At 68.3% G+C, this 24,178-nt stretch carries 23 protein-coding genes; 19 read left to right on the top strand and 4 right to left on the bottom strand.

Annotated features, from left to right (window positions below):
• Nucleotides 1-22: 22 nt before the first annotated feature.
• From VYI76_RS04060 to VYI76_RS04040, 5 genes are all read left to right on the top strand, one after another.
• Nucleotides 23-514 (top strand): F0F1 ATP synthase subunit B family protein, encoded by a 492-nt coding sequence (locus VYI76_RS04060; RefSeq protein ID WP_326523494.1) that lies wholly within the window; start codon nucleotides 23-25, stop codon nucleotides 512-514.
• Nucleotides 507-1,130 carry a F0F1 ATP synthase subunit B family protein gene (locus VYI76_RS04055; RefSeq protein ID WP_326523493.1) on the top strand — a complete coding sequence of 208 codons (624 nt, stop codon included), beginning with the start codon at nucleotides 507-509 and terminating at the stop codon, nucleotides 1,128-1,130. Before VYI76_RS04060 ends, VYI76_RS04055 begins: the two co-directional genes overlap by 8 nt.
• A 109-nt stretch (nucleotides 1,131-1,239) precedes the next feature.
• On the top strand, nucleotides 1,240-1,986 hold the full coding sequence (locus VYI76_RS04050; protein ID WP_326523492.1) for a helix-turn-helix domain-containing protein: 747 nt from the start codon (nucleotides 1,240-1,242) through the stop codon (nucleotides 1,984-1,986).
• Between the two features lie 89 nt (nucleotides 1,987-2,075).
• The gene (locus tag VYI76_RS04045; RefSeq protein ID WP_326523491.1) at nucleotides 2,076-2,417 is read left to right on the top strand and encodes a hypothetical protein; all 342 of its coding nucleotides are present in this window, start codon (nucleotides 2,076-2,078) and stop codon (nucleotides 2,415-2,417) included.
• Between the two features lie 17 nt (nucleotides 2,418-2,434).
• Entirely contained in the window at nucleotides 2,435-4,246 is a 1,812-nt protein-coding gene (locus VYI76_RS04040; RefSeq protein WP_326523521.1) for a DUF885 domain-containing protein, read from the top strand.
• Between the two features lie 5 nt (nucleotides 4,247-4,251).
• On the opposite strand, the gene VYI76_RS04035 is transcribed toward VYI76_RS04040, so the two are convergent.
• Nucleotides 4,252-4,926, bottom strand: a complete 675-nt coding sequence (locus tag VYI76_RS04035; RefSeq protein WP_326523490.1) for an HPP family protein — start codon at nucleotides 4,924-4,926, stop codon at nucleotides 4,252-4,254.
• A 146-nt stretch (nucleotides 4,927-5,072) separates the two neighbouring features.
• On the opposite strand from VYI76_RS04035, the gene uvrC reads away from it, so the two are divergent.
• The 13 genes from uvrC (at nucleotide 5,073) to VYI76_RS03970 (ending at nucleotide 19,624) form a co-directional block, all read left to right on the top strand.
• The gene (uvrC, locus tag VYI76_RS04030; protein WP_326523489.1) at nucleotides 5,073-6,995 is read left to right on the top strand and encodes an excinuclease ABC subunit UvrC; all 1,923 of its coding nucleotides are present in this window, start codon (nucleotides 5,073-5,075) and stop codon (nucleotides 6,993-6,995) included.
• Nucleotides 6,996-7,073: 78 nt separating this feature from the next.
• The gene (locus VYI76_RS04025) at nucleotides 7,074-10,316 is read left to right on the top strand and encodes a tetratricopeptide repeat protein (protein WP_326523488.1); all 3,243 of its coding nucleotides are present in this window, start codon (nucleotides 7,074-7,076) and stop codon (nucleotides 10,314-10,316) included.
• A 50-nt stretch (nucleotides 10,317-10,366) separates the two neighbouring features.
• Nucleotides 10,367-11,320: a polysaccharide deacetylase family protein gene (locus VYI76_RS04020; protein ID WP_326523487.1), complete on the top strand. Its 954-nt coding sequence runs from the start codon at nucleotides 10,367-10,369 to the stop codon at nucleotides 11,318-11,320.
• A gap of 2 nt (nucleotides 11,321-11,322) precedes the next feature.
• The gene (locus VYI76_RS04015; RefSeq protein ID WP_326523520.1) at nucleotides 11,323-12,216 is read left to right on the top strand and encodes a GNAT family N-acetyltransferase; all 894 of its coding nucleotides are present in this window, start codon (nucleotides 11,323-11,325) and stop codon (nucleotides 12,214-12,216) included.
• A 39-nt stretch (nucleotides 12,217-12,255) separates the two neighbouring features.
• Complete coding sequence (gene recO / locus VYI76_RS04010; protein WP_326523486.1) at nucleotides 12,256-12,987, top strand: DNA repair protein RecO; 732 nt, start codon at nucleotides 12,256-12,258, stop codon at nucleotides 12,985-12,987.
• A 47-nt stretch (nucleotides 12,988-13,034) separates the two neighbouring features.
• Nucleotides 13,035-14,078 carry a 3-isopropylmalate dehydrogenase gene (gene leuB / locus VYI76_RS04005; RefSeq protein ID WP_326523485.1) on the top strand — a complete coding sequence of 348 codons (1,044 nt, stop codon included), beginning with the start codon at nucleotides 13,035-13,037 and terminating at the stop codon, nucleotides 14,076-14,078.
• Nucleotides 14,075-15,178: a glycosyltransferase family 2 protein gene (locus VYI76_RS04000; RefSeq protein ID WP_326523484.1), complete on the top strand. Its 1,104-nt coding sequence runs from the start codon at nucleotides 14,075-14,077 to the stop codon at nucleotides 15,176-15,178. Before leuB ends, VYI76_RS04000 begins: the two co-directional genes overlap by 4 nt.
• 225 nt (nucleotides 15,179-15,403) lie before the next feature.
• Nucleotides 15,404-16,612 (top strand): trans-sulfuration enzyme family protein, encoded by a 1,209-nt coding sequence (locus tag VYI76_RS03995; RefSeq protein ID WP_326523483.1) that lies wholly within the window; start codon nucleotides 15,404-15,406, stop codon nucleotides 16,610-16,612.
• Nucleotides 16,613-16,626: 14 nt separating this feature from the next.
• Nucleotides 16,627-17,025: a Co2+/Mg2+ efflux protein ApaG gene (apaG, locus tag VYI76_RS03990; protein WP_326523519.1), complete on the top strand. Its 399-nt coding sequence runs from the start codon at nucleotides 16,627-16,629 to the stop codon at nucleotides 17,023-17,025.
• A 121-nt stretch (nucleotides 17,026-17,146) separates the two neighbouring features.
• On the top strand, nucleotides 17,147-17,935 hold the full coding sequence (locus tag VYI76_RS03985) for a LysR family transcriptional regulator (RefSeq protein WP_326523482.1): 789 nt from the start codon (nucleotides 17,147-17,149) through the stop codon (nucleotides 17,933-17,935).
• Complete coding sequence (locus VYI76_RS03980; protein ID WP_326523481.1) at nucleotides 17,932-18,480, top strand: GNAT family N-acetyltransferase; 549 nt, start codon at nucleotides 17,932-17,934, stop codon at nucleotides 18,478-18,480. The genes VYI76_RS03985 and VYI76_RS03980 overlap by 4 nt, the downstream gene beginning before the upstream one ends.
• Nucleotides 18,464-18,724 carry a hypothetical protein gene (locus tag VYI76_RS03975; protein ID WP_326523480.1) on the top strand — a complete coding sequence of 87 codons (261 nt, stop codon included), beginning with the start codon at nucleotides 18,464-18,466 and terminating at the stop codon, nucleotides 18,722-18,724. Before VYI76_RS03980 ends, VYI76_RS03975 begins: the two co-directional genes overlap by 17 nt.
• A gap of 63 nt (nucleotides 18,725-18,787) precedes the next feature.
• Complete coding sequence (locus VYI76_RS03970) at nucleotides 18,788-19,624, top strand: TIGR00266 family protein (protein ID WP_326523479.1); 837 nt, start codon at nucleotides 18,788-18,790, stop codon at nucleotides 19,622-19,624.
• A gap of 44 nt (nucleotides 19,625-19,668) precedes the next feature.
• Here VYI76_RS03970 and VYI76_RS03965 read toward each other — a convergent pair whose 3' ends face one another.
• The 3 genes from VYI76_RS03965 to VYI76_RS03955 form a co-directional block, all read right to left on the bottom strand.
• Nucleotides 19,669-20,901, bottom strand: a complete 1,233-nt coding sequence (locus VYI76_RS03965) for a hypothetical protein (RefSeq protein WP_326523478.1) — start codon at nucleotides 20,899-20,901, stop codon at nucleotides 19,669-19,671.
• A gap of 166 nt (nucleotides 20,902-21,067) precedes the next feature.
• Nucleotides 21,068-23,050 (bottom strand): DNA topoisomerase IV subunit B, encoded by a 1,983-nt coding sequence (parE, locus tag VYI76_RS03960; protein ID WP_326523477.1) that lies wholly within the window; start codon nucleotides 23,048-23,050, stop codon nucleotides 21,068-21,070.
• A gap of 90 nt (nucleotides 23,051-23,140) precedes the next feature.
• Nucleotides 23,141-23,764, bottom strand: a complete 624-nt coding sequence (locus VYI76_RS03955; RefSeq protein WP_326523476.1) for a DNA-3-methyladenine glycosylase family protein — start codon at nucleotides 23,762-23,764, stop codon at nucleotides 23,141-23,143.
• 71 nt (nucleotides 23,765-23,835) lie between these two features.
• On the opposite strand from VYI76_RS03955, the gene VYI76_RS03950 reads away from it, so the two are divergent.
• On the top strand, nucleotides 23,836-24,153 hold the full coding sequence (locus tag VYI76_RS03950; protein WP_326523475.1) for a ferredoxin: 318 nt from the start codon (nucleotides 23,836-23,838) through the stop codon (nucleotides 24,151-24,153).
• The last annotated feature ends 25 nt before the right edge of the window (nucleotides 24,154-24,178 follow it).

The raw sequence follows: 24,178 nt of genomic DNA, 5'->3' as shown, positions 1-24,178 counted from the left end.
GCCGGCCCCGACGAGGATAGCAATGCCCCAGATAGCCCAACTCGGAGCGACATGGGCCAGCCAGGTTTTCTGGCTGGTGCTGACCTTCGGTATCGTTTTCCTGGTCGTCGGCCGGGGGATGGTGCCCAGGGTATTGTCGACGGTCGAGGCGCGCGATGCGTCGGTGGCGGCGGATCTCGCCGCGGCCGAGGCCGCCCGTGCCGAGGCCGATGCGCAGGAGGAACGCTGGCGTTCTCAGGAGAACGCCGCGCGGGACGCCGCCCAGCGCACCATCGCCGAGGCGCGCGCGCGTGCATCGGCCGCAACCGAGGCGACGCTCGCGTCCGCGGGCGAGGCTTCGGCGGCGCAGGTCGCCGATGCCGAGGCCCGCATCGCCACCGCTTCGGCGGAAGCGATGAAGGAGATCGAGGGCGTGGCGGCCGAGGCGGCGCAGGACATCGTCCAGCGCCTGTCGGGCGCCAAGGTGACAAAGACCGATGCCGCCAAGGCGGTGAAGGCGGCGTTCAATGGCTAATCTTTCCGCAGGCTCGGCGCGGGTCGCCGAAAACCTGTCGCACGCCGACACCGCTGAGGGGATACCCCACGCCGGCGCTGAGGCGCTGACCACCGGTCACGCCGGAACCGAACACCACGCCGAACCCGCCGTTTTCGGCATGGACGCGACGGTGTGGGTGTCGGTCGCGATGCTGGTGTTCATCGCGATTCTGATCTGGAAGAAGGTGCCCGCGCTCATCACCGGCGGCCTCGACAAGCAGATCGCCACGATCCGCCAGCGGCTGGACGAGGCGAAGCAACTGCGCGCTGAGGCCGAGGCGCTGCGCGACGAATATGCGCGTAAGATCGCCGACGTCGACAACCAGACGAAAGCGATCGTCGCCCATGCCGAGGATGAAGCGAAGGCGCTGGTCGCCAAGGCCGAGGCCGACGCCGCCGACTTGGTCAGGCGTCGCGCGAAGATGGCGGAGGACAAGATCGCCGCGGCCGAGCGCACCGCGCTGGCCGATGTGCGGGCCAAGGCTGCTGACGCCGCGACCCGCGCCGCCGCCGGCCTGATCGCGGCTAAGCACGGCGCCGAGGCCGACCAGGCGCTGGTCGACCGGACGATCGCGGGGCTGGGGCGGCCCAACTGAGCGGATCGACCTTGCGACACAAAAGCGGCGGGCCGAAAGGTCCGCCGTTTTTCGTTTCCCCAAGAAATTCGGGGTCGTGGAGATCGCGCTGAACCGATAGCGGTACGGCATGGACGAAGGGCTCGACCGGCTGAATCACGGCGAACAACGCGTTCTGAGGCTGCTGGCGCAGGGGCACACCGCCAAGAGCATCGCCGCGATCGAGGGCTGTTCGACGAACGCGGTCAACGAGCGTCTGCGCGCGGCACGGCGCAAGACCGGCGTCGGGAGCAGCCGAGAGCTTGCGCGCAAGGTCGTGGAACAGGAAAATCGTGACGAGCAATTCGGTCTGGCGCCTGATTGCCTGCCCGGCGCATCGATCGCTCCGCAGGCGTCGTCGCCTGCGTCGAGGAGATGGACAATGCCGATGCTCGCCATGGCCGGGATCGCCGCCGTTACACTGGTTTTTGCTGCGGTTGATCGATCGCAACCGGCAGTCGAACATGCTGAATCACCGGCGGCCGCGACGGCGCCGGCGCATGTGAAGATCGGAAACACGTTGGATCGCGAGCCACGCGACGCAAGCTGGGCGGCGCCGATCGAGGCTGCGCTCGACACCCGCTTCGCGGCGCTGGCGGGCCTCGCTGACCGCAGGGTGCGGTGCGCGGCGACGCTATGCGAGGTGTCGGGCCGCCTCACCGCCACCGTGGGCCGAAATTCTCCCGATTCATTGATGCGCGACCTTCAGGGCTCGCGGTTGAGCGATGACCTCGCCGCGCTCGGCCTGACACATCGCATCAGTTCCTTCGGCTCGCGCAGGGAAGCGCCAACGCGGATCGATTACGTCAGCTATTGGATGCGGCAGCCCGCCGCCTGATCGCGGCGGTTGCGCGGTGCGGGCAACGCGCTAGGCTTTGCCGGTCTGCCGGCGTCTCCCGCGCCGCGCTCCCTCGGAGAAGCTCACCCATGACCCTCGCCCTTGTGATCGCCGCCAGCGCCATGTCGATCGCACCTGCCGCCGCTCAGGATCACGCGAATCACGCCGGTCACCAGAATCATGCGCCCTCCGCGACCCCCGTCGCACCGGCTGGGGCGGTCAAGTTCACGCTCGATACGCCGATCGAGACATTGATGGCGGACGAGAAGGCGAGGGCGGTTGTCGAGGCAAATGTGCCGGGCATCGGCGCGCATCCTAGCTATGAGATGTTCAAGGCGATGTCGTTCAACCAGGTCGCGCCGATGTCGAACGGCCAGATTTCGGCGCAGATGCTCGCCAAGCTTCAGACAGAACTCGCGGCGATCAAGTAAGGGTAGGGGCGATGACGATCGATCGGCGCACGGCGCTTGCTCGGGGCGGTGCGGCAGCCGTCGTCGCGGCTCTGCCCGCGCTTCCGGCCGTCGCGGCCCAGGCCGGGTCGGGCGACGCTGCGTTCAAGGCGCTCCTCGACCGCATCTTCTACGATCGCCTCGCCGACGATCCGGAGGGAGCGACGCGGCTGGGGCTCGATACCGGCGCGCGGGCCGCGATGCGATCGCGACTGGCCGATACATCGGCGGCGGGCCTCGCGCGGCGTCGCGCGCGGACCAGGGCCGAACGGGCGATGATCGCCAGTGTCGATCGAGCGCGGCTCTCGCCGACGGCGCAGCTCGACTATGACATCGTCGTGTACCAGCTCGACGGCGGCGTTCGGGCTCAGCGTTTTGGCTATGGGTCGGGCGGCGGGCGGTACGCACCCTATCTGCTCAGCCAGCTCTCGGGCGCGTATCGCGACGTGCCCGACTTCCTCGACAGCCAGCACCGGGTGCGCGACGCCGCCGATGCCGATGCCTATCTGGCACGGCTTGCGGGTTTCGCGACGCAGATCGACCGCGAGACCGAGCGCCAGCGCGCGGATGCGGCGAAAGGCGTGTTCGCGCCCGACTATATTCTGGATACGACGCTCCGCCTGCTTGGCGCGGTGCGCGATCAGCCGGCGGCGGCGACCGTGCCGGTGGTGTCGTTCGCCACCAAGCTCAAGGCGGCGGGCCTGTCGGCCGAACGCGCGGCAAAGGCGACCGCGATCGTCGAGGGGCAGGTGTTTCCCGCGCTCGATCGTCAGCGCGCTTTGGTGACCGAGTTGCGCGGCAAGGCCGTGCACGACGCCGGATGCTGGCGCCTGCCCGACGGCGAGGCCTATTATGCCGCCGCCGCCGAGGCCGCGACGACGGTGCCGCTGACTGGCGACGAGATCCACCGCATGGGGCTCGATCAGGTCGCCGAAATTTCCGGCCGCATCGATGCGATCCTGAAGAGGCAGGGGCTGACCCAGGGAACCGTCGGCGCGCGCATGATCGCGCTCAACGAGCGTCCCGACCAGCTCTTCCCCAACACCGATCCGGGCCGCGAACAGCTGCTGGCGTTGCTCAACACCCAGGTGCAGGCGATGTACAAACGCCTGCCCGAACAATTCGCGGTCATCCCCAAGGCTCCGGTAGAGGTGCGCCGCGTGCCGCCGTCGATCCAGGCCGGCGCGCCGGGTGGCTATTATCAGGCGGCGACGCTCGACGGGTCACGGCCGGGCATCTATTTCATCAACCTGCGCGACACGTTCGACCGGCCGAAATTCGGGCTGGCGACGCTAAGCTATCACGAAGCGGTGCCGGGCCATCACATGCAGGTGATGACCGCGCTGGAAAGCGGCGACATTCCGCTGCTGCGGCGGCGTGGCGGATTCAGCGGCTATTCGGAAGGCTGGGCGCTCTACACCGAACAATTGGCCGACGAGATGGGCATGTACGAAGGCGATCCGCTGGGGCAGGTCGGCTATCTTCAATCCCTGCTGTTCCGCGCGACGCGACTGGTGGTCGATTCGGGGATGCACGCCAAACGCTGGAGCCGCGAGAAGGCGACCGACTATTTCATCGCCACGACCGGCATTGCGCGCGGGCGCAGCCAGGGCGAGATCGATCGCTACACCGTGTGGCCGGGGCAGGCGTGCAGCTACAAGATCGGCCACACCAAATGGGTCGAGCTGCGCGACGCGGCGAAGAAGAAGGCCGGTACGGGCTGGGACCCCAGGGAATTCCACAAGCTGCTGGCGCTGGGCGCGATGCCGCTGGCGGTGCTGGAACGGGTGGCGGCGGCGCGGTTCTCCTGACGTGTTCAGCGCCGCGTGCGGGCGTGGTGTTCAGCGCGCTGCAGCAGCAGGTCGAGATCCTCGGGCGCGATGTCGAACGTCTCGCCCAGGTCTGCCAGCGCGGCATCGATGTCCGCACGGTGCAGCGGGCGCGGCGTGGGCAGGGCGCCGGCACCCGGCCGGTGCGGCCAGCTATGGCCGGACAGGCGGTGGAACGCCCAGCCCGCGGCGATGAGCAGCGTCGCGTTCACGGCGACCAGGACCAGCGGATAGGCCAGGCCCATCGCCGCGATGGCGGGTCCGCCGGTCACCGCGCCCAGCGCGACGGCGCCGCCGGGCGGATGCAGGCAGCGCAGCAGCGTCATGGTGGCGATCGCGACGCCCACCGCCAGCCCGGCCGCCAGCCATGGCTCGGGGACGATCAGCGCCATGGCGATACCGATCGCGCCCGAAACGACGTTGCCGCCCAACACCGACCATGGCTGGGCCAGCGGACTGGTCGGCACCGCGAACACCAGCACGGCCGAAGCGCCCATCGGCGCGATCAGCGCGGCGAACGAGCGATCGAGCGGCAGGTGCAGCAGCACCCATGCCGTCGCGGCGATGCCGGCAAAGGCGCCCAGCGCGGCGACCAGCCGGTGATCGAGCCGCCCGCCGGCCAGCTTCGGGCGAAAGATCAGTGATTGTCTGAAGGCCGTCATCGCGCAGCCGCATGCGCCCGGATTGGGTAGGGATGCAAGAAAGGAAGGCTTGTTGGGGTGTGCCTGCTGGCAGCCGCATGCCCCCGTATTGGGTATGGATGCAAGTGATGGTGGCGGGTCGCGCCGCCAGGCTCTAGATTCCACGCATGTCGTCACCGTCCGCCCCCGATCGCTTCAACGAGGAAGCGGCGACCTACAGCGTGCGCGGCAGCGACGCGCCGGATCTGGAGGCCGGCGTCGCCGCGATCCGCAACGTCGTGAAGACGTTACCGGTACGCCCCGGCGTCTACCGGATGCAGGATACGAGGGGCGACGTGCTCTACGTCGGCAAGGCGCGCGCGCTGAAGAATCGCGTGACCAACTACACGCAGGTTCAGCGCCTCTCGAAACGGTTGCAGCGGATGGTCGCGCAGACGCGGTCGATGACGATCGTGACGACCAACAACGAGGCGGAGGCGCTGCTGCTCGAGGCGCAGCTCATCAAACGCTATCGTCCGGCGTACAATGTCCTGCTGCGCGACGACAAAAGCTTTCCCTTCATCCTGCTGCGCGCGGACCATGATTTTCCGCGCATCCAGAAGCATCGCGGCGCGCGGCGCGCGAAGGGCGACTATTATGGCCCGTTCGCGTCGGCCGGGTCGGTCAACAACACGCTAAACGCGCTCCAGAAACTGTTCCTGCTGCGATCGTGTACCGACGGCTTCTTCAAGACGCGCGACCGGCCGTGCCTGCTCTATCAGATCAAGCGCTGCTCGGCGCCGTGCGTCGGGCGGATCGACCGGGCGGGCTATGCCGAACTGGTCGAGGATTCGAAGAAGTTCCTCGCCGGCAAGGCGACTGACGTGCAGGCGAAGCTGGGCGCGCAGATGATCGCCGCGGCCGAGGCGATGGACTTCGAACTCGCCGCCGTGCTGCGCGATCGCCTGCGCGCGCTGACCTTCATCCAGGGCAGCCAGTTCATCAACGCCGGAGGGGTGGGCGACGCCGACATCTTCGCACTGGCCAGCCACGAAGGCGTGATGGGCATCCAGGCCTTCTTCATTCGCGGCGGCCAGAACTGGGGCCATCGCAGCTTCTTTCCCGCCCACACCGGCGAGGTGCCAGAGGAAGAGGTGCTCACCCAGTTCCTCGCCCAGTTTTATGAAGAAGTGCCGCCCGCGCGGCAGATCCTGCTCGACCGCGACCTGCCCGAAGGCGAGTTGCTGGCCCAGGCGCTGGGCGACGCCGCCGGCTACAGGGTCGCGCTGGCGGTGCCGCAGCGGGGCACGCGCCGTCGGTTGATGGAACAGGCGCAGCGCAACGCGCGCGAGGCGCTGGAGCGACGCCTGGCGGAAAGCACGACCCAGGCAAAGCTCAACCGCGAACTCGCGGACCTGTTCGAACTTGCCGAGCCGCCCGATCGGATCGAGGTCTACGACAACAGCCACATCCAGGGCACCAACGCGCTGGGCGCGATGGTCGTCGCGGGGCCGGAGGGCTTTCGCAAGGGCCAGTATCGCAAATGGAACATCAAGCGCGCGGAAACGATCGCCGGCGATGATTACGGCATGATGCGCGAGGTGCTGTCGCGCCGTTTCGGTCGCGCGCTGGAGGACGGTCCCGATCGCGATTCGGGCGACTGGCCCGATCTCGTCCTGCTCGACGGCGGGCGGGGCCAGCTCAACGCCGCCCGCGCGGTGCTGGAGGACCTTGGCATCGAGGATATCTGCCTGGTCGGCGTCGCCAAGGGGCCGCACCATGGGCGCGACGGGCGCGAGGTATTTCACCTGATGGACGGCCGCGAGCTGACGCTGCCGGTCAATTCGCCGCTGCTCTTCTACCTCCAGCGGCTGCGCGACGAGGTCCACCGTTTCGCGATCGGCGCGCACCGGGCGAAGCGCGCCAAGGCGATCGGTGCCAGCCCGCTCGACGAGGTCCCCGGCATCGGCCCTGCGCGCAAGAAGGCACTGCTGATGCACTTCGGCACCGCCCGCGCGGTGCGCGGAGCAAGCCTGGCGGATCTGCAGAAAGCGCCGGGGGTCTCCGCGGCGGTGGCGCAGCAGCTGTATGATTTCTACCACGCGAAATAGCGTCCGGATCGGAACGCCGGGTTGCCGCGAGGGACGGAACCGGTAAGCTTCCGTTTCGCGACAAGGGGGGCTCGGCGCGTGTTTAAAGGGATGGTTTTCGCGGGTTTGCTGGCGATTTCCGGCGTGGCACAGGGAGCGGACAAGCCGATCTATGCGCCCCCGCCCGCGTGGGTGAAACCCGCTGCGGCGCCGCCCCTGCCGGCCAAGCCCGACGATGCGCCGGTCCGTCTCCTGCTGTCCGACCAGCAGATCGCGTTCGAAAAGGGACGCCGCACGATCTATTCCGACGTCGCGCTGCTGATCCAGACGCCGCAAGGGCTTGCCGCCGGAAACCTGTCCTTCCCGTGGGATCCGGATTCGGACGAACTCACCATCCACAAGGTCGCCATCCGCCGCGACGACAAGGTGATCGATGTGCTGGCGGGTGGCCAGACCTTCACGGTGATGCGTCGCGAGACCAACCTGGAAAGCGCGATGCTCGACGGCGTGCTGACCGCGAACATGCAGCCCGAAGGACTGCAGGTCGGCGATGTGCTGCAGATCGCGGTTTCGATCACGTCGAGCGACCCGGTGATGAAGGGTCATGTGGAGGCGATTGCCGGCGGTTGGGATGCCGGTCCGATCGGGCGAGCGCGTCTGCGGATGCAATGGCCGGCGTCGATGCCGCTTCGCCTCCGCCAGGCGGGCGCCATGCCTGCCGCGAAGCCTGTCGTGGCAAAAGGCATGAAATCGCTGGAAATCGTGCTGGACGATGTTCAGCCGCAGCCCGGCCCCACCGGCGCCCCACTGCGCTACCACCTGGGCCGGCGTATCGAAGCGAGCGACTTTGCGTCGTGGAGCGAACTCGCAGCGCTGATCGAGCCGCTCTACCGCCAGGCTGCGCAACTGCCCGGGGACGGTGCGCTGGTCGATGAGGTCGCGAAGATCGCGGCCGCGTCCAGCGACCAGAAGGCGCGCGCCGAGGCGGCGCTGACGCTGGTCCAGAACCGCATCCGTTACGTTGCCTTGTCCATGGGGTCCGGTGGGTTGGTGCCCGCCGATGTCGCCACCACCTGGTCGCGCCGCTATGGCGACTGCAAGGCGAAGACGGCAATGCTGCTGGCGATCCTTGCCCGGCTCGGCGTCGCGGCAGAGGCCGTTGCCGTCCACACCCAGATGGGCGACGGGCTGGACGAACGGCTGCCGATGATGGGGGCGTTCGATCACGTGATCGTCCGCGCGACGATCGACGGCAGGACATATTGGCTCGACGGGACGCGGCAGGGGGACACCAGCCTCGATCGCCTGACGGTGCCGGCGTTCGGCTGGGGACTGCCGCTGGTGCCCGCCGGCGCGGCGCTGGTGCGGATGGAGCCGGCGCCGCTGGACAAGCCGGTGCACGACGTATCGATCCATATGGATGCGCGCGCGGGGCTCCGCGTGCCGGCGCCGACCAGAATCGAGGCGGTGTTCCGCGGCGACATGGCGATCATGGTCAACAACGGCGTGTCCGGCCTGACTGGCGATGCGCGCGACCGGGCGCTGCGAAACTACTGGAAGCGCGAGCATGACTTCATCGAGCCGGGCGCGGTCGGCGCGGTGTTCGATCCGGCGACCGGCGAGCTGCGCCTCACGCTGGATGGAAAGGCGAAGATGGACTGGAGCAGCGGCTGGTACGAAACCGATGGAACATCGGTGGGCTATCGCGCCGATTTCTCCCGCGAGCCCGGCCCCGACCGCGATGCGCCGTTCAGCGTCGCGCATCCGCATTACGTCCGTACGCAGCAAACGATTCTTCTGCCGCGAGGATTCCCCGATCAGAAATCGACTAATGACGGGATGATTGACCGCACTGTCGCCGGTGTCGAATATCGTCGCAAATGGTCGCTCGTCGATGGCGTCTTCAGCGTGGAGAAGACCGAGCGTAGCGTCGTATCCGAGTTTCCCGCCAAGGACGCGGCAGCGGCACAGGCTGCCCTGCGCGAGATGGCCAAGCAGACCCTGCACATCAAGCGCCCTGAATCATACCGCGAGAACGATGCCGAAATCGCGGCACTCCAGGCGGAAACGCCGACGACCGCGTCCGCTTTCATAGATCGGGGCAACATGCTGATGGATCGTGGTCGCTTCGTTGAGGCGGAGCGCGATCTCGATCGGGCGATCGCGCTGGAACCCGAAAGCGCCCGCGCGCTTGCCGACCGCGGTATCGCACGGGCCTGGCAAGACAAGGTCGCCCAGGCGACGGGGGATTTCGACGCCGCACTCAAGCTCGACCCGAGCAATGCCGTCGTCTATCGCGGACGCGGACTGATCGCCCAGAACAAGGGCGATCATCGCGCCGCGATCGACGCGCTCACCACATCGCTGCAATTCGATCAGCGCAACAATTGGGCGCTGACCCGTCGGGCGGCGTCGCATCGGGCGCTAGGAGACGATGCTGCGGCGCTGGCCGACGCCAGCACCGCGCTGGCTCGCGATCCACGCTCGATCGAACTGCTCGGTATGCGGGCGAACCTCTATCGACGATTGGGCGAGCTGGACAAGATGCTGGCCGACGCGGCGGCGATGGCGACGCTGAACCCGGACCTCGCCTACGCCCATGTGCTGTCGGGCAAGCTCTACGCCAGCGAGGGGCGGCATGATGAGGCGAGGAAAGCGTTCGACCGGGCCCTGGCGATCGAGCCGGAGGCCTGGGTGTACATGAACCGCGCGCAATCGCGGCCCAGGGTGGATCGCGCCGGCAGGCTCGCCGATCTCGACGCCGCGCTGAAGCTCGACCCCAAGATGGTGGACGCGCTGGTCATGAGGGCGCGACTGCAGGCGGATGCCGGCGACACGCGCGACGCGGTCGCCACGCTCGACCGCGCGATCGCGCTCAAGCCGGAGGATATCGGTGCCTTCGTGCAGCGCGGGATCGTGCGCTCGAAGCTGGGGGATATATCTGGCAGCGAGCGTGACTTCGCGGCGGCGCGAGCGATCGCCCGCGATCCGTCCGACTTCAACACCCTGTGCTGGGCGAAGGCTACTGCCGGCGTCGCGCTGGAGTCGGCACTCGCAGATTGCGAGCGAGCGCTTGCCGGTGCGGCGAGCGCGGCGTCGTTCCTGGACAGCAAGGCTTTCGTGTTGCTCCGCCTCGGCCGAACCGACGAAGCGATCGCATTGTACGACGCCGCCTTGAAAGCAGCGCCGACCCTGGCGGCCTCGCTCTATGGCCGTGCGGTGGCATGGTCGCGCAAGGGCGACGCGGCCAAGGCGGCGGCAGACCTTGCCCTGGCGCTCAAGCAATCGCCAGACGTGGTGGAACGTTTCACCGAATATGGGGTGACGATCGAAACGCGCTGACCGCCAGCCATTTCCACTTCCTTCACACCGCCGCCGGTAAAGCGGGCGGCATGGCGACCCCCGTTTTCCTGACGATCGATACCGAGTTGATGTGGCGGCACCACGCCGCCGGCTTGGCGAGCGCGGATATCGTCGCGCGGTCGCTGGAGCCGGCGGGGGTCGGTGTCGGCTATCAGCTGGCGATGCTGAAGCGGTACGGGCTGAAGGCAACCTTCTTCGTCGATCCGATGCCGGCGCTGGTCCACGGCCGCGACCATGTCGCGCGGGTGGTGGAGGCGATCCTGGCCGCGGGGCAGGAAGTGCAGCTGCACCTCCACCCCAACTGGACGGCGGCGTCGGCGGAGGATCGCACCGCCCACGCCCGGTTCGAGATGATCGAATATTCGGCCCACGAGCAGCGCGGATTGCTGGAGCAGGCGCGCGACCTGCTGACGGCGTGCGGAGCGCCGCCGCCGGTCGCTTTCCGCGCCGGCAGCTATGCGGCGAACGACGACACGCTCGCCGCGCTCACCGCGCTCGGCTTCACCTATGATTCGAGCCACAATGGCGCGCACCATCCCTGGCCCAGCGCGGTGTCGCTGCCGGTGCGCCAGATCGCCCCGGTGGTGCATCGGGGGTTGATCGAGGTGCCGGTCACGCTGATCGAGGATCGCGCCGGCCGGCTGCGCCATTTCCAGCTCTGCGCGCTGTCCATCGCGGAGATGCGCGCCGCGCTGGACCACGCGGGCGCGCGGGATCACGCTGCGGTGACGATCGTTAGCCACGGTTTCGAACTCGCCAACCGCGCGGGCACACGCGCCAATGCGGTGCACCTCCGCCGCTTCACGGGGTTGTGCGCGCTGCTGGCCGACCGCGCGCAGGACATGCCGACCGCGCATTTCGCCGATCGCCCCGCGCTCCGGCTCGGGCGCGATGACCGGCCGCTCGGCCCCAGCCTGTGGCGCACCCGCTGGCGCCAGGCGGAGCAGCTCTGGTCGAACCTCGTGGCGGAACGCGCCGCGTGACAATGGCCGCGCGCCTGCCGCTGAAGTTCCAGGTCGGGGCGCGGACGCTGTTCGCGCTCGACCGGCGGCTGGTGCGTGTTCCGCTGTCGCTGGCCGACGCGCTGGCCGAACGCCCGCCGGCGCTGCCGCCGCCCGGTGACGCCGATGGATATCTCGTCACGTCGCTGCCGGTTGGACAGCTTGCCGCCGTCCGCGTCGCCATGCCCGACGCGATCGTCCATGTCCGCCAGCGCTATACCCGCTACTTCGCGGACCTCACGCTGGGCGCGGAGGGGTGGTGGGACGCGCTGTCGTCGAACACCCGTTCGGGCCTGAAGCGCAAGGCGAAGAAAGCCGGGGCGATCGCGGTCCGGCGCTATCGCACGCCGGACGAGCTTTCCGAGTTCCACCATGCCGCCCGCGCGATCGCTGCGACCACCTATCAGGAACGCCTGCTCGATGCCGCGCTGCCCGACACGCCCGAATTCGTCGCGCGGATGCTGGCGCTTGCCGCCGCCGATCGCGTCCGGGCGTGGACGCTGGAGGTGGACGGCGCACCGGCTGCCTATCTCTACTGCCCCGTCCGGGCGGGCGACGTGATCTACGAATATGTCGGCCATGATCCGCGCTTCGCCGCGCTGTCGGCCGGCACATTGCTGCATGTCGAGGCGATGCGCGATCTGTCGGGCGAGGGCGTGTTCGACCGCTTCGACTTCACCGAAGGGGAGGGCCAGCACAAGCGCAGCCTGTCGACGGGCGGGATCGCCTGTATCGACCTGCTGCTGCTGCGTCCCACGCTCGCCAATCGCGCGGCGGTAACGGCGCTGGCTGGATTCGACCGGGCGGTCGCGCTGGCAAAGGCAGGCGTGGCGCGCTTCGGCCTCGGCGATCTGGCGAAGCGCATCCGCCGCGGCTGACCCTCCCTGTTTACAACGCGAGGCGCTAAGGCGGGAACCATGCACCTGCGCGCGCCCGCGATCGTCCTGGCCGTCCGCTCCCACGGCGAACATGGTGCAATCGTCCGTGCGCTGACGCCGGACGACGGCGTCCAGCCCGGCTACGTCCGTGGCGGCCACGGCCGTGCCCTGCGACCGGTGCTCCAGCCGGCGAACGCGATCCTCGGCGAATGGCGTGCCCGCACCGACGATGCGCTGCCCGGCCTGACGGTGGAATTGCTGGCGAGCCGTGCGCCGCTCTATTCCGAACCGCTCGCCGCCGCGGCGCTCGACTGGGTGAGCGCGCTCACCGCGGCCGCGCTGCCGGAAGGGCAACCCTATCCGCAACTCTACGCCGCGCTCGACGGCGTGATCGCGGCGGTGGAGGCGGCGCCGGCCGCGCGGAGATGGGCGGTGGCGCTGGTCCGCTACGAACTGCTGCTGCTTGCCGAACTCGGCTTCGGGCTCGACTTCTCGGAATGCGTGGCGACCGGGGCGACGCAGGATCTCGCCTATGTCAGTCCGAAGAGCGGCGGCGCGGTCAGCCGCGCGGCGGCGACGGGATATGAGGCGCGGCTGCTGCCCTGTCCCGCCTTTCTGCGCGACGGCGGCGGGGCGGAATGGGGCGACGTGCTCGCCGGACTGGGGCTGACCGGCCATTTCCTCGAACGTGATCTTCTCCACGGTCGTGCCGCCGATGCGCTGGCGGCGCGCGAAAGGCTGGTCGATCGGGTGCGGCGGGCGGTTGCATGAGCGCGTCCGGCCCGGCATGGGCGAACGCGACCTGAGGGGGAACTCACATGCCGCTTATCGCCCTGTTGCCCGGTGACGGGATCGGACCCGAAGTGATCGCCGAGGGGCGGCGCGTGCTGGAGGCGCTGGGCCTCGACCTGACGTTCGAGGAGGCGCCCGTCGGTGGCGCGGCCTATGAGGCGCTGGGCCATCCGCTGCCCGTCTCCACGCTCGACCTTGCGGAACAGGCCGATGCGATCCTGTTCGGCGCGGTGGGTGATGCGCGGTTCGACACGCTGGAACGCGCGCTGCGGCCCGAACAGGCGGTGCTGGGCCTGCGCAAGGAACTCAATCTCTACGCCAATCTGCGCCCGGCGAAGCTGTTTCCGGGGCTGGAGGACGCCTCCGCGCTGCGGCCCGAGGTGGCCGGCGCGATCGACCTCGTCATCGTCCGCGAGCTGACGGGCGACGTCTATTTCGGCGAGAAGGGCCGGCGCGAGACGATCGAGGGGCTGCGCGAGGGCTATGACCTGATGGCCTATGACGAGGTCGAGGTGCGACGCATCGCGAAGATCGGCTTTGACACGGCGCGCGGCCGCACCGGCAAGCTCTGCTCGGTCGACAAGGCCAATGTGCTGGAAACGTCGCAGCTGTGGCGAGACGTGGTGATCGAGACGGCGGCCGACTATCCCGACGTCACGCTGACCCACATGTATGTCGATAACGCCGCGATGCAGCTGGTGCGCAATCCGGGCCAGTTCGACACCATCGTCACGGGCAATCTGTTCGGTGACATATTGTCTGACCAGGCGAGCATGTGCGCGGGATCGATCGGCATGTTGCCGTCCGCCTCGCTCGGGCACGGGGGCAAGGGGATGTACGAGCCGATCCACGGCTCCGCCCCCGACATCGCCGGGCAGGGCAAGGCCAATCCGTGCGCGACGATCCTGTCGGCGGCGATGCTGCTGCGCCATTCGCTCGACCAGCCCGACGCCGCCGACCGTATCGAGGCGGCGGTGATCGCGGCGCTGACCGGCGGCGCGCGCACGGCGGACCTCGGTGGCGGCATGTCGACCCGCGCGATGGGCGACGCGGTGCTCGCCCACCTGTGAGCGACCTGCTGGAGATCGCAGTCGTCGTCCCGACGTTCAACGAACGGGCGAATGTCGCGGCGCTGGTCGCCCGGCTCGACGCGGCGCTGGTGGGGCGGCGGTGGGAAGCGATCTTCGTCGACGATGATTCGCCCGATGGGACCGCCGATACGGCGCGCGAACTCGGGCGGATCGACGCGCGAGTGCGGGTGATCCAGCGGATCGGGCGGCGCGGCCTGTCGTCGGCCTGTATCGAAGGGATGTGCGCCACCGCCGCCCCGGTGGTCGCGGTGATCGACGGCGACCTGCAGCATGACGAGACGCTGCTGCCGAAGATGCTCGACGCCCTGGCGGGTGATCCGACACTCGACGTGGTGATCGGATCGCGCTTCGTCGATGGCGGCGGGACGGGCGACTGGGATCGCGATCGCGTGGCGAAATCCGCTTTGGCAACAAAGCTTTCCCGGCGGGTGCTGAAAGTCGATCTCAGCGACCCGATGTCCGGTTTCTTCGCGATCCGCGCCGATGTGTTGCGCGATCTCGCGCCCAAGCTGTCGGGGATCGGCTTCAAGATCCTGCTCGACATCGTGACCGCCAGCCCGCGCCCGCTCAACTTCGCCGAACTGCCCTACACCTTCCGCGTCCGCGAGGCGGGGGAGAGCAAGCTCGATCACGTCGTCGCGATGGAATATCTGATCGCGCTGTACGACCGCATGTTCGGCAAGCTGATCCCGGTGCGGTTCGCGATGTTCTCGGCGATCGGCGGGCTGGGGGCGGGGGTGCACCTCGGCGTCGTCTGGCTGTTCTTCCGCGCGCTCGGCGCCAGTTTCATCGCCGCGACGGTGGTGGCGACATTGGTCGCGATGACCTTCAACTTCTTCCTCAACAACGCGCTGACCTATCGCGATCGCCGGCTGAAGGGCGCGCGGGCGCTGCTCGACGGATGGGTCAGCTTCTGCATCGTCTGTTCGGTCGGCGCGGCGGCGAACGTCGGCGTGGCGGCGTTCCTCCACGACGTTCAACGGGGCAATTGGGCGGTGTCGGCCCTGGCCGGAATCCTTGTTGCGGCGGTATGGAATTTCGCTCTGTCTTCGCGGTTTACATGGGGACGTTACAAGTAAGGATCACCATCGTCCGTCGAACTACATCGAGCGGCTGAACGCCCGCGCGTTGCGCAGCGCCATCGCTCAGATGATCGGGTGGAAATAGACGAAGAACATCAGGGCGAGGACCGCGAACCACCAGCGCAGGGGTGTTATGCCAGAGAGGCGGAAGCCGGCCGCCGGCGCGATGAAGCGGGTCGGACATGGTTGCGCGAGCGGCCGCCGTCCGGCAAGGCGGAAAACATGAAGCGGCGCACCGGACAGGATCGGACCATTACCCAGGGCTGGCGCCCGGCGACGCAGGCGGTGCGCGGGGGCACCGCGCGCAGCGAGTTCGGCGAGACCAGCGAGGCGTTGTTCCTCACGTCGGGCTATGCCTATGATTGTGCCGGCGATGCCGCCGCGCGCTTCTCGGGTGACCAGGTCGGCATGACCTATTCGCGCCTCCAGAACCCCACCGTCGAGATGCTCGAACAGCGGATCGCGCTGCTCGAGGGCGCGGAAGCGTGCCGGACGATGGCCTCCGGCATGGCGGCGATGACGGCGGCCCTGCTCTGCCAGCTATCGGCGGGCGATCATGTCGTCGCCGGCCGTGCGGCGTTCGGATCGTGCCGCTGGCTCACCGACACGTTGCTGCCGCGCTTCGGGATCGAGACGACGATCATCGACGCGCGCGATCCCGATCAGTTCGCCGCCGCGACGAAGGCCAACACAAAGGTCTATTTCTTCGAGACGCCGGCCAATCCGACGATGGACATCGTCGATCTGCGCGCGGTCTGCGCCCTGGCGCGCGAACGCGGCGTGACCAGCGTCGTCGACAACGCCTTCGCTACCCCGGCACTTCAGCGGCCGCTCGATTTCGGCGCCGACGTCACCGCCTATTCGGCGACCAAGATGATGGACGGCCAGGGCCGCGTGCTGGCCGGCGCCGTGTGCGGGACCGAGGATTTCATCACCAACACGCTGCTGCCCTTCACGCGCAACACCGGGCCGACGCTCAGCGCGTTCAATGCCTGGGTGGTGCTGAAGGGGCTGGAGACGCTCGACCTGCGCATCCGCCGCCAGAGCGAGTCGGCGCTGACGGTCGCGCGTTTCCTTGAGGGGCGCGTGCCGCAGGTGCTGTTCCCCGGCCTGCCCAGCCACCCCCAGCACGACCTCGCGATGCGCCAGATGGACATGGCCGGCTGCATCTTCGCGATCGTGCTCGATGGCGGTCGCCCTCAGGCGCACGGCCTGCTCGACGCGCTGCAACTGATCGACATCTCGAACAACATCGGTGATTCGCGCTCGCTGATGACGCATCCGTCATCGACCACCCATTCGGGGGTGGAGGAGGCCAAGCGGATCGAAATGGGCGTGACCGAGGGGATGCTGCGGCTCAACATCGGGCTTGAAGACCCGCAAGACCTGCTCGACGATCTCGACCAGGCATTGAGGGCGGTCGGGCTGTGAGCACCGCCGGCATGATGGGCGCGTTGTTCCCGCATGCCGTTGAAACCGATGGCGTCACGGTGCGCGTGTCGGTCAGCTATCTGGCCGACCAGTCGGAGCCGCAGCGCGGCCGCTGGTTCTGGGCCTATCACATCCGTATCGAGAACGCGTCCGCGCGAACCGTCCAGTTGCTCACCCGTCACTGGGTCATCACCGATGGCCGCGGCATGCGTCATTCGGTGGAGGGCGAGGGCGTCGTCGGCGAACAGCCGGTGATCGCGCCGGGCGACAGCTACGACTATGTTTCGGGCTGTCCGCTCGCGACGCCGACGGGCGCGATGCAGGGCAGTTACCGCATGGTCGATGAATCCGGCGAAAGCTTCGAGGTCGCGATCCCCAAATTCGCGCTGATGGCGCCGGCGGTGGGGGTATGATGGCCGGCGGATCGTCATTCCGGCGAAAGCCGGAATCTCGCGCCGCGAGCGTCCCGCCCGCGGCCGAAGGCCCCAGCGTTCGCTGGGGCTGCGCCATCGGCTCCCTGCGGGAGTCGATGGCTTGAAGCGCACCCATCTTCCCCTGAACGGCCTGCGCGTGCTCGACGCCGCGGCGCGGCATTTGTCGTTCACCCGCGCCGCCGACGAACTGGCGGTGACCCCGGCGGCCGTCGGCCAGCAGATCCGCGCGCTGGAGGACACGCTGGGCACCGTGCTGTTCCGCCGCACGACCAAGGGGCTGGAACTGACGCCGGAAGGCGAGGCCGGGCTCGCGGCGCTGCGCGACGGCTTTCTGCAGTTCGAAGAATCGGTCCGCGCGATGCAGGCGGGGCAATCGTCCAAGGCGCTGACGATCGCGGCCCCGCGCGACCTGACCGCCAAGTGGCTGATGCCCCGGCTGTCGGCGATCGCCGCCGCCGATCCGGAAGTCCGCTTCGCGATCGTCGCGGACGAAGAGGTCGATTTCGCCCAGGCAAACCTCGATCTCGCCATCCGCTGGGGTGCGGGGCCGGGCGAGCAGGAGGGCGAGGCGCTCGAATCCGACGGCATGGTGGTGGTGCAGGCGCCGGGCGGCGGCGCCGATACCGCGATCGCCTGGACCGGCTGCCTGACGGAAGATGCGGGCGCGGCAGTGCGCGTTGCCGACGCGGGGCTCGCGATCGATGCCGCCGCCGCCGGGCTGGGCCGCGCCTGCGTGCCCGAACTGCTTGCCCGCGGGGACATCGCGGCGGGGCGGGTGATCGCGGTCGGCGAACCGCGCGCGTCGGACAAGGGCTATTGGCTGGTCGCCCCGACGCCGCAGTGGCGGCAGAAGAAGGTCAAGGCGCTGGTCGACGCGCTGGCGTCGTGACCTCCCCGTTCCGCAACCCGGAATTCGAAAGCTCGCGCCTTGCGATGCGTCCGCAATCGGCCGCCGATGCGGAGGCCCTGTTCGAAGCCTATGGCGACGCCCATCTGATGACCTGGTGGTCGTCGGGGCCGCACACCTCCGTCGCTCAGACCGTCGAGTATCTGACCGCGTCCGACCTGCCGTCGGACTGGCGCGGCTGGACGATGGTCGATCGCGACAGCGGCGACGTGATCGGCACGCTGGCGGCGGGTAACGTCCGGCCCGGCGTGGTCGAGGTCGGCTATATGGTGATCCGCCGTTTCTGGGGTCGCGGCTATGCGCGCGAAAGCGTCACGCGGCTGCTCGACCTGCTGTTCGCAGAGGAGGGGCATCGCCGCGTGATGGCCGATGTCGATCCCGATAATGCCGCTTCGATCGGGCTGGTGAAGCGATTGGGCTTTACGCTCGAAGGCCGGCTGCGTGGTGAATGGGAAACCCATATCGGCGTTCGCGACAGCCTGATCTGGGGCTTGCTGAGGGACGAATGGCATGGCCGCACCGCCTGACCTGTCCGATCCCGCCGTTCGCGCCGCCTATCGTGCCGAACTGATGCACGTCGCGCAGGGCACCCGCCGGCTTGGCTTCCTGCTCGCCGGGCTGGGGCTGATCGCGGCGGTGCTGCGCGGCACCGCGCTTCCGGGATTGCCGGAAATCGTGCCGCTGGTGCTGATCGTCACCGCACTGGGCCTGATGCTGATCGGCATCGTGCGGCGCACGCGCTATCACCTGCGCCGGATGCGCGGGCTGTAAGGGGATTGATCGCGGCCCTTTGGCGTCTTAGGTGGATGACACACTAACGGAGTCCCCCGCGCCATGACCTCTTCCAGCCCCTGGTCGCACAGCCGCAAATCCGGCGTCGCCGACGATATCGATTTCGAGATCAAGGGCCAGGAACTCCAGTTTGTCGAGATCGAGCTGGACCCCGGAGAGAGCGCCGTGGCGGAGGCCGGGTCGCTCATCTGGAAGGACGCGAGCGTCGGAATGACGACCGTCTTTGGCGACGGATCGGGCGGGCAGGGCGGCGGCTTCATGGGGGCGCTGCTCGGCGCGGGCAAACGGCTGGTGACCGGGGAAAGCCTGTTCACGACCGTCTTCACCCATGAAGGATCGGGCAAGGCCCGCGTGGCCTTCGCCTCGCCGACGCCCGGCGCGATCGTGCCGCTCAAGCTCGACACGGTGGGCGGGTCGCTGATCTGCCAGAAGGACAGTTTCCTGTGCGCGGCCAAGGGCGTCCAGATCGGTATCCATTTTCAGCAGCGCATCATGACCGGGCTGTTCGGCGGCGAAGGCTTCATCATGCAGCGGCTGGACGGCGACGGCTGGGTGTTCGTCCAGTTCGGCGGCGCGATCGTCGAGCGCGTGCTCCAGCCGGGCGAGGAACTCCATGTCGATACCGGCTGCATCGCCGCCTACACGCCGTCGGTCGATTTCGACCTGGTCCGCGCCGGCGGGGTCAAGAGCATGATCTTCGGTGGCGAGGGTGCGTTCTTCGCGCGGCTCACCGGGCCGGGCAAGGTGTGGATCCAGTCGCTGCCCTTCTCGCGCCTGGCGGGTCGCATGCTCGCGGCGGCGGGCTCGCGCGGCGGCCAGAATCGCGGCGAAGGATCGGCGCTGGGCAGCCTGGGCGACCTGATCGGCGGCAACCGCTGAGGCGTCGCAGCCCGGACCATGACGGACCGGGCCACGCGCCGAAACTATTCCGCCGGTGAGGGCTGGCTCGTGCCGCTCGATGCGGTGCGCGGCGGGTCTGCCGTCAGGTCGAGCATTTCCAGGCGAGGCTGGCCCATACGCACGCGCATGTTGGTGCCGGTCGCGCCAAGGCCCCAGGCGGCGGTCATCGTGTAGCGTTCGACGCGGCGCATCCCGTCGAGGCCGGGGTCAAACTCGAGCGGGGCGTAGCGCCGCGCCGTGACGCTGGCGAGCACCGGCTTGACCCAGTCGTTGCGCAGCCTAGGGCTCTCGCGCAAAACCTCGACCTCCTTCACGCGACCATTCGCATCGACCAGGAAGGTCACATCGACCCATTGATCGACGAAGTCCGGCTCCCCGAGCAGTTTCACCCGGTTGGGATCGAAGAAGGTGCCGCGGTCGTCGAGCAGCGGCGCATAGAGCAGGATAGCCTGGCTCGGGCGATCCCTGGCATAGTTCGCGGCGATCGCCTCGATCCCGCGCATGTCGCCCTTCACGGCGTCCAGCCGCGCATCGAGCAGCCGGCCCGCGTCGCGAAACCCGGCGAGCTGCGGATCGGTGGTGTCGAGCAACGCCTTCACCGCGCGCTTCGCGTCGCGAAAGTTTGCGTCGCTGGCGCCGAACCGCGTCTGCGGGTCGAGCGCGCTCGCCGGCATTCCGGCCAGCGCCGAATAGACCAGCGCGATGCGCAGCAGCGCTGTTCCCTCGACGGCGGCATTCTTCTTGCCGCGTGCCTGGCGGACGACCGTGTGGTAGCCGGCCAGCCCCATCTCGACCTTGCCCTGCCGCAGGAAGGTGTCGGCGACCTGCAGGCGCTGGAGCAGCACGCGGTCGTCTGTCGCGGGAAGACCGGCCTTCAGCGCGTCGATCGCCTGCAACTGGCTGCTGCGCATCGAGCGGTCCTCGCCCAGATGGGCCGAGATGCGCGATTCGGCGCGCCAGATGTTGGCGACCGCGACAGGATATTCCTTCGCGCGGCGATCGACCCGTCCGATGGTGCCGTGCAGGGTGTGGCGCGCGGCCTTGTACTCGCCCTCGACGAACTGGTTCTCGGCATGGGCCAGCGCGGCGGCGACCTCCTCGTCGGGCGGGCAGGCGCGAGCGATGCAGGCGTCGAGCGCCTTCTTCGTGACGTCGAGCCGCTTGGCGGTGACGACGATGGTCTTGCCTTCGTCGTCCTGCGGCGGCGCGGCGGACGCCGTCTGGGCGACGGCGAGCGCAAGGGTCAAGGCGATCATGGCGTCAATTTCCCTGTTTCGACAATATTGTTTCGCGACCGATGGTGGCGAGCACCATGATCGTGGAGTCCTGAATGGAGGCAGAATGCTTCGCGGCGATTACGTGCCACGCAACGCCGCAGGCACAAGGCGCACCATGCGCGTCGCGGAAGGCATCGGCAGCGCCTCAGGCGTCGATCGCCTCATCCTCCAGCCGGGCCGCATTTTCCTGAATGAAGGCGAAGCGGTGCGCGGGGTTATTGCCCATCAGTCGGTCGACCAGATCCTTTACGCCCGCGCGCTCTTCATATTCCTGGGGCAGGGTGATGCGGATCATGCCGCGCGTCTTCGGATCCATCGTGGTCTCGCGCAGCTGCTGGGGGTTCATCTCGCCCAGTCCCTTGAAGCGCGACACCTCGACGCGCTTGCCCTTGAACTCGGTCGCCTCGATCTCGGCGCGGTGGGCGTCGTCACGCGCGTAGAGCGATTTCGCGCCCGCCGTCAGCCGATAGAGCGGCGGCTGGGCGAGGTAGAGGTGTCCGCGCCGCACCAGATCGGGCATTTCCTGGAAGAAGAAGGTCATCAGCAACGTCGCGATGTGCGCGCCGTCGACATCGGCGTCGGTCATGATGACGATGCGTTCGTAACGCAGGTTTTCGGGCACGCAATCCTTGCGCGTGCCGCACCCCATCGCGAGAATCAGGTCCGCGATCTCCTGATTGGCGAGGATCTTCGCGCTGGTCGCGCTGGCAACGTTCAATATCTTGCCGCGGATCGGCAGGATCGCCTGGGTCTTGCGATCGCGCGCCTGCTTGGCGCTACCGCCCGCCGAATCGCCCTCGACGATGAACAACTCGGTGCCCTCGGGGCTGTCGGCGGCGCAATCGGTCAGCTTGCCGGGCAGGCGCAGCTTGCGGCCCGACGTCGCCGTCTTGCGCTTGACCTCGCGTTCCTGCTTGCGGCGCAGGCGGTCGTCCATCCGTTCCAGCACATAGCTGAGCAGCGCCTTGCCACGGTCCATGTTGTCGGACAGGAAATGGTCGAAATGATCGCGCACCGCGCGTTCGACCAGCCCGGTGGCCTCGAGCGACGTCAGCCTGTCCTTGGTCTGCGACTGGAACTGCGGTTCGCGGATGAACACGCTCAGCATCAGTTCGCTGCCGACCATCACGTCGTCGGCGGTCAGATCCTTCGCCTTCTTTTGCCCCACCAGTTCGCCGAACGCGCGCATGCCGCGGGTCAGCGCCTGGCGCAGGCCCTGTTCGTGGGTGCCGCCGTCGGGCGTCGGGATGGTGTTGCAATACCAGCTGTAGCTGCCGTCGCTCCACAGCGGCCAGGCGACGGCCCATTCGACGCGGCCCTGCGCATCGGGAAACTCCTGCGCCCCGGAAAAGAAGCCGGCCGTGGCGCATTCGCGCGCGCCGATCTGTTCCTTCAGGTGATCGGCAAGGCCGCCGGGGAACTGGAACGCCGCCTCGGCCGGTGTCGTGTCGCCTTCGACGAGCAGGTCCGGCGCGCATTTCCAGCGGATCTCGACACCGGCGAACAGATAGGCCTTGGACCGCGCCAGCTTGTACAGCCGCGCCGGCTTGAAATGCATTTCGCCGAAGATCTCTTCATCGGGCGTGAAGGCGACCGTGGTGCCCCGTCGGTTCGGCGTGCCGCCGAGATGTTCGAGCGGACCCAGCGTCTGGCCGCGTGAGAAACGCTGGCGATAGAGTTCGCGATTGCGCGCGACTTCGACGACCGTGTCCTTCGACAGCGCGTTGACCACGCTGACCCCCACGCCGTGAAGGCCGCCCGACGTGGCATAGGCCTTGCCCGAGAACTTTCCGCCGGAATGCAGCATCGACAGGATCACTTCGAGCGCCGACTTGTCGGGGAATTTCGGGTGCGGGTCGATCGGCATCCCGCGCCCGTTGTCGGCGATGGTCAGTCGATTGCCGGCGTCCAGCGTCACCTCGATTCGGGTGGCATGTCCCGCCACCGCCTCGTCCATCGCATTGTCGAGCACCTCGGCGGCAAGGTGGTGCAGCGCGCGCTCGTCGGTGCCGCCGATGTACATGCCGGGGCGGCGGCGGACGGGCTCCAGCCCCTCGAGCACCTCGATCGACGATGCGTCATAGTCGGATGGAGCGGCGGACGGGGCCGCGAACAGGTCGGACGACATGACGGAACGTATAGAGGACACCGGGCGCCGCTGCAAAGCGCCTGACGGTTGCGGCGAAGCCAAAGGTTGCCGCGAACGCGCCGCCCGCGCCTAGATCACGTCCATATCGACCTTGTAATGGTGCCAGGCCATGATCGCCGCCGCCCCGCGATGCGGCCGCCACGCCTCTGCCAGGTCGCGTGTCAGCTTCTCCGAAGGGCGTTCGGCATGGCCCAGCAGCCGCCCGATCTCGATCTGCACCGCCAGGTCGCCCGCCGGCCAGATATCGGGCCGGCCCTCGGCGAACAGCAGATAGATTTCTGCGGACCAGCGCCCGATCCCCTTCACGCGCACCAATTGCGCGATCGCCTCCTCGTCGTCGACGGGCAGGTTGTGGAGGTCGAGCCGGCCGCTCGTCACCTCGTCCGCCAGCGACTTGGCATAGCCGGTCTTCTGCCGCGAGAAGCCGGCCGCGCGGAATGCCTCGTCGGGCGTGCGGGCGATCGTCGCGGGATCGGTCAGGTCGCCCAGCGCCGCCGCCAGCTTGTTCCAGATCGACGCCGCCGCGGCGACCGATACCTGCTGGCCGACGATGGTGCGCAGCAACGTCTCATATCCGGGCGCGCGGATACGCGGCTCGGGATAGCCGGCGCGCGCGATGGCGGCGGCGAAGGCGGGTTCGATCGCCGCGACGGTATCCAGCGAGGCTTTCAGTTGATCGGCGGACAGTCCCATCAAACGGGGCTTTCTTGAAATCATGATGCTGGCACGGCATGGCCGGGCGAGACACCGGGAGGAATGCTTCGATGCCGACACTTATCGTCACGACCCGCGAAGGGGAAGAACGCGCGGTCGCGGGCCAGGCGGGCCTGTCGGTGATGGAGGTCATCCGCGACGCCGGCTTCGACGAGCTGCTCGCGTTGTGCGGCGGCTGCTGTTCGTGCGCCACCTGCCATATCCATGTCGACCCGGATTTTGCCGCCAAACTGCCGCCGATCAGCGAGGACGAGAACGACCTGCTCGATTCGTCGAGTGACCGGAACGAGACCAGCCGCCTGTCCTGCCAGATCGAATTCAGCGATGCGCTGGACGGCCTGCGGGTAAGGATCGCGGCGGAAGACTGATTTCGCACGCAAATAGCGATTCTAT

The organism is Sphingomonas sp., from assembly GCF_035910975.1.
Taxonomy (GTDB): Bacteria; Pseudomonadota; Alphaproteobacteria; order Sphingomonadales; family Sphingomonadaceae; genus Sphingomonas.
Note: the sequence above shows the minus strand (reverse complement) of the source record. Positions and strands in the feature narration are given on the sequence as shown.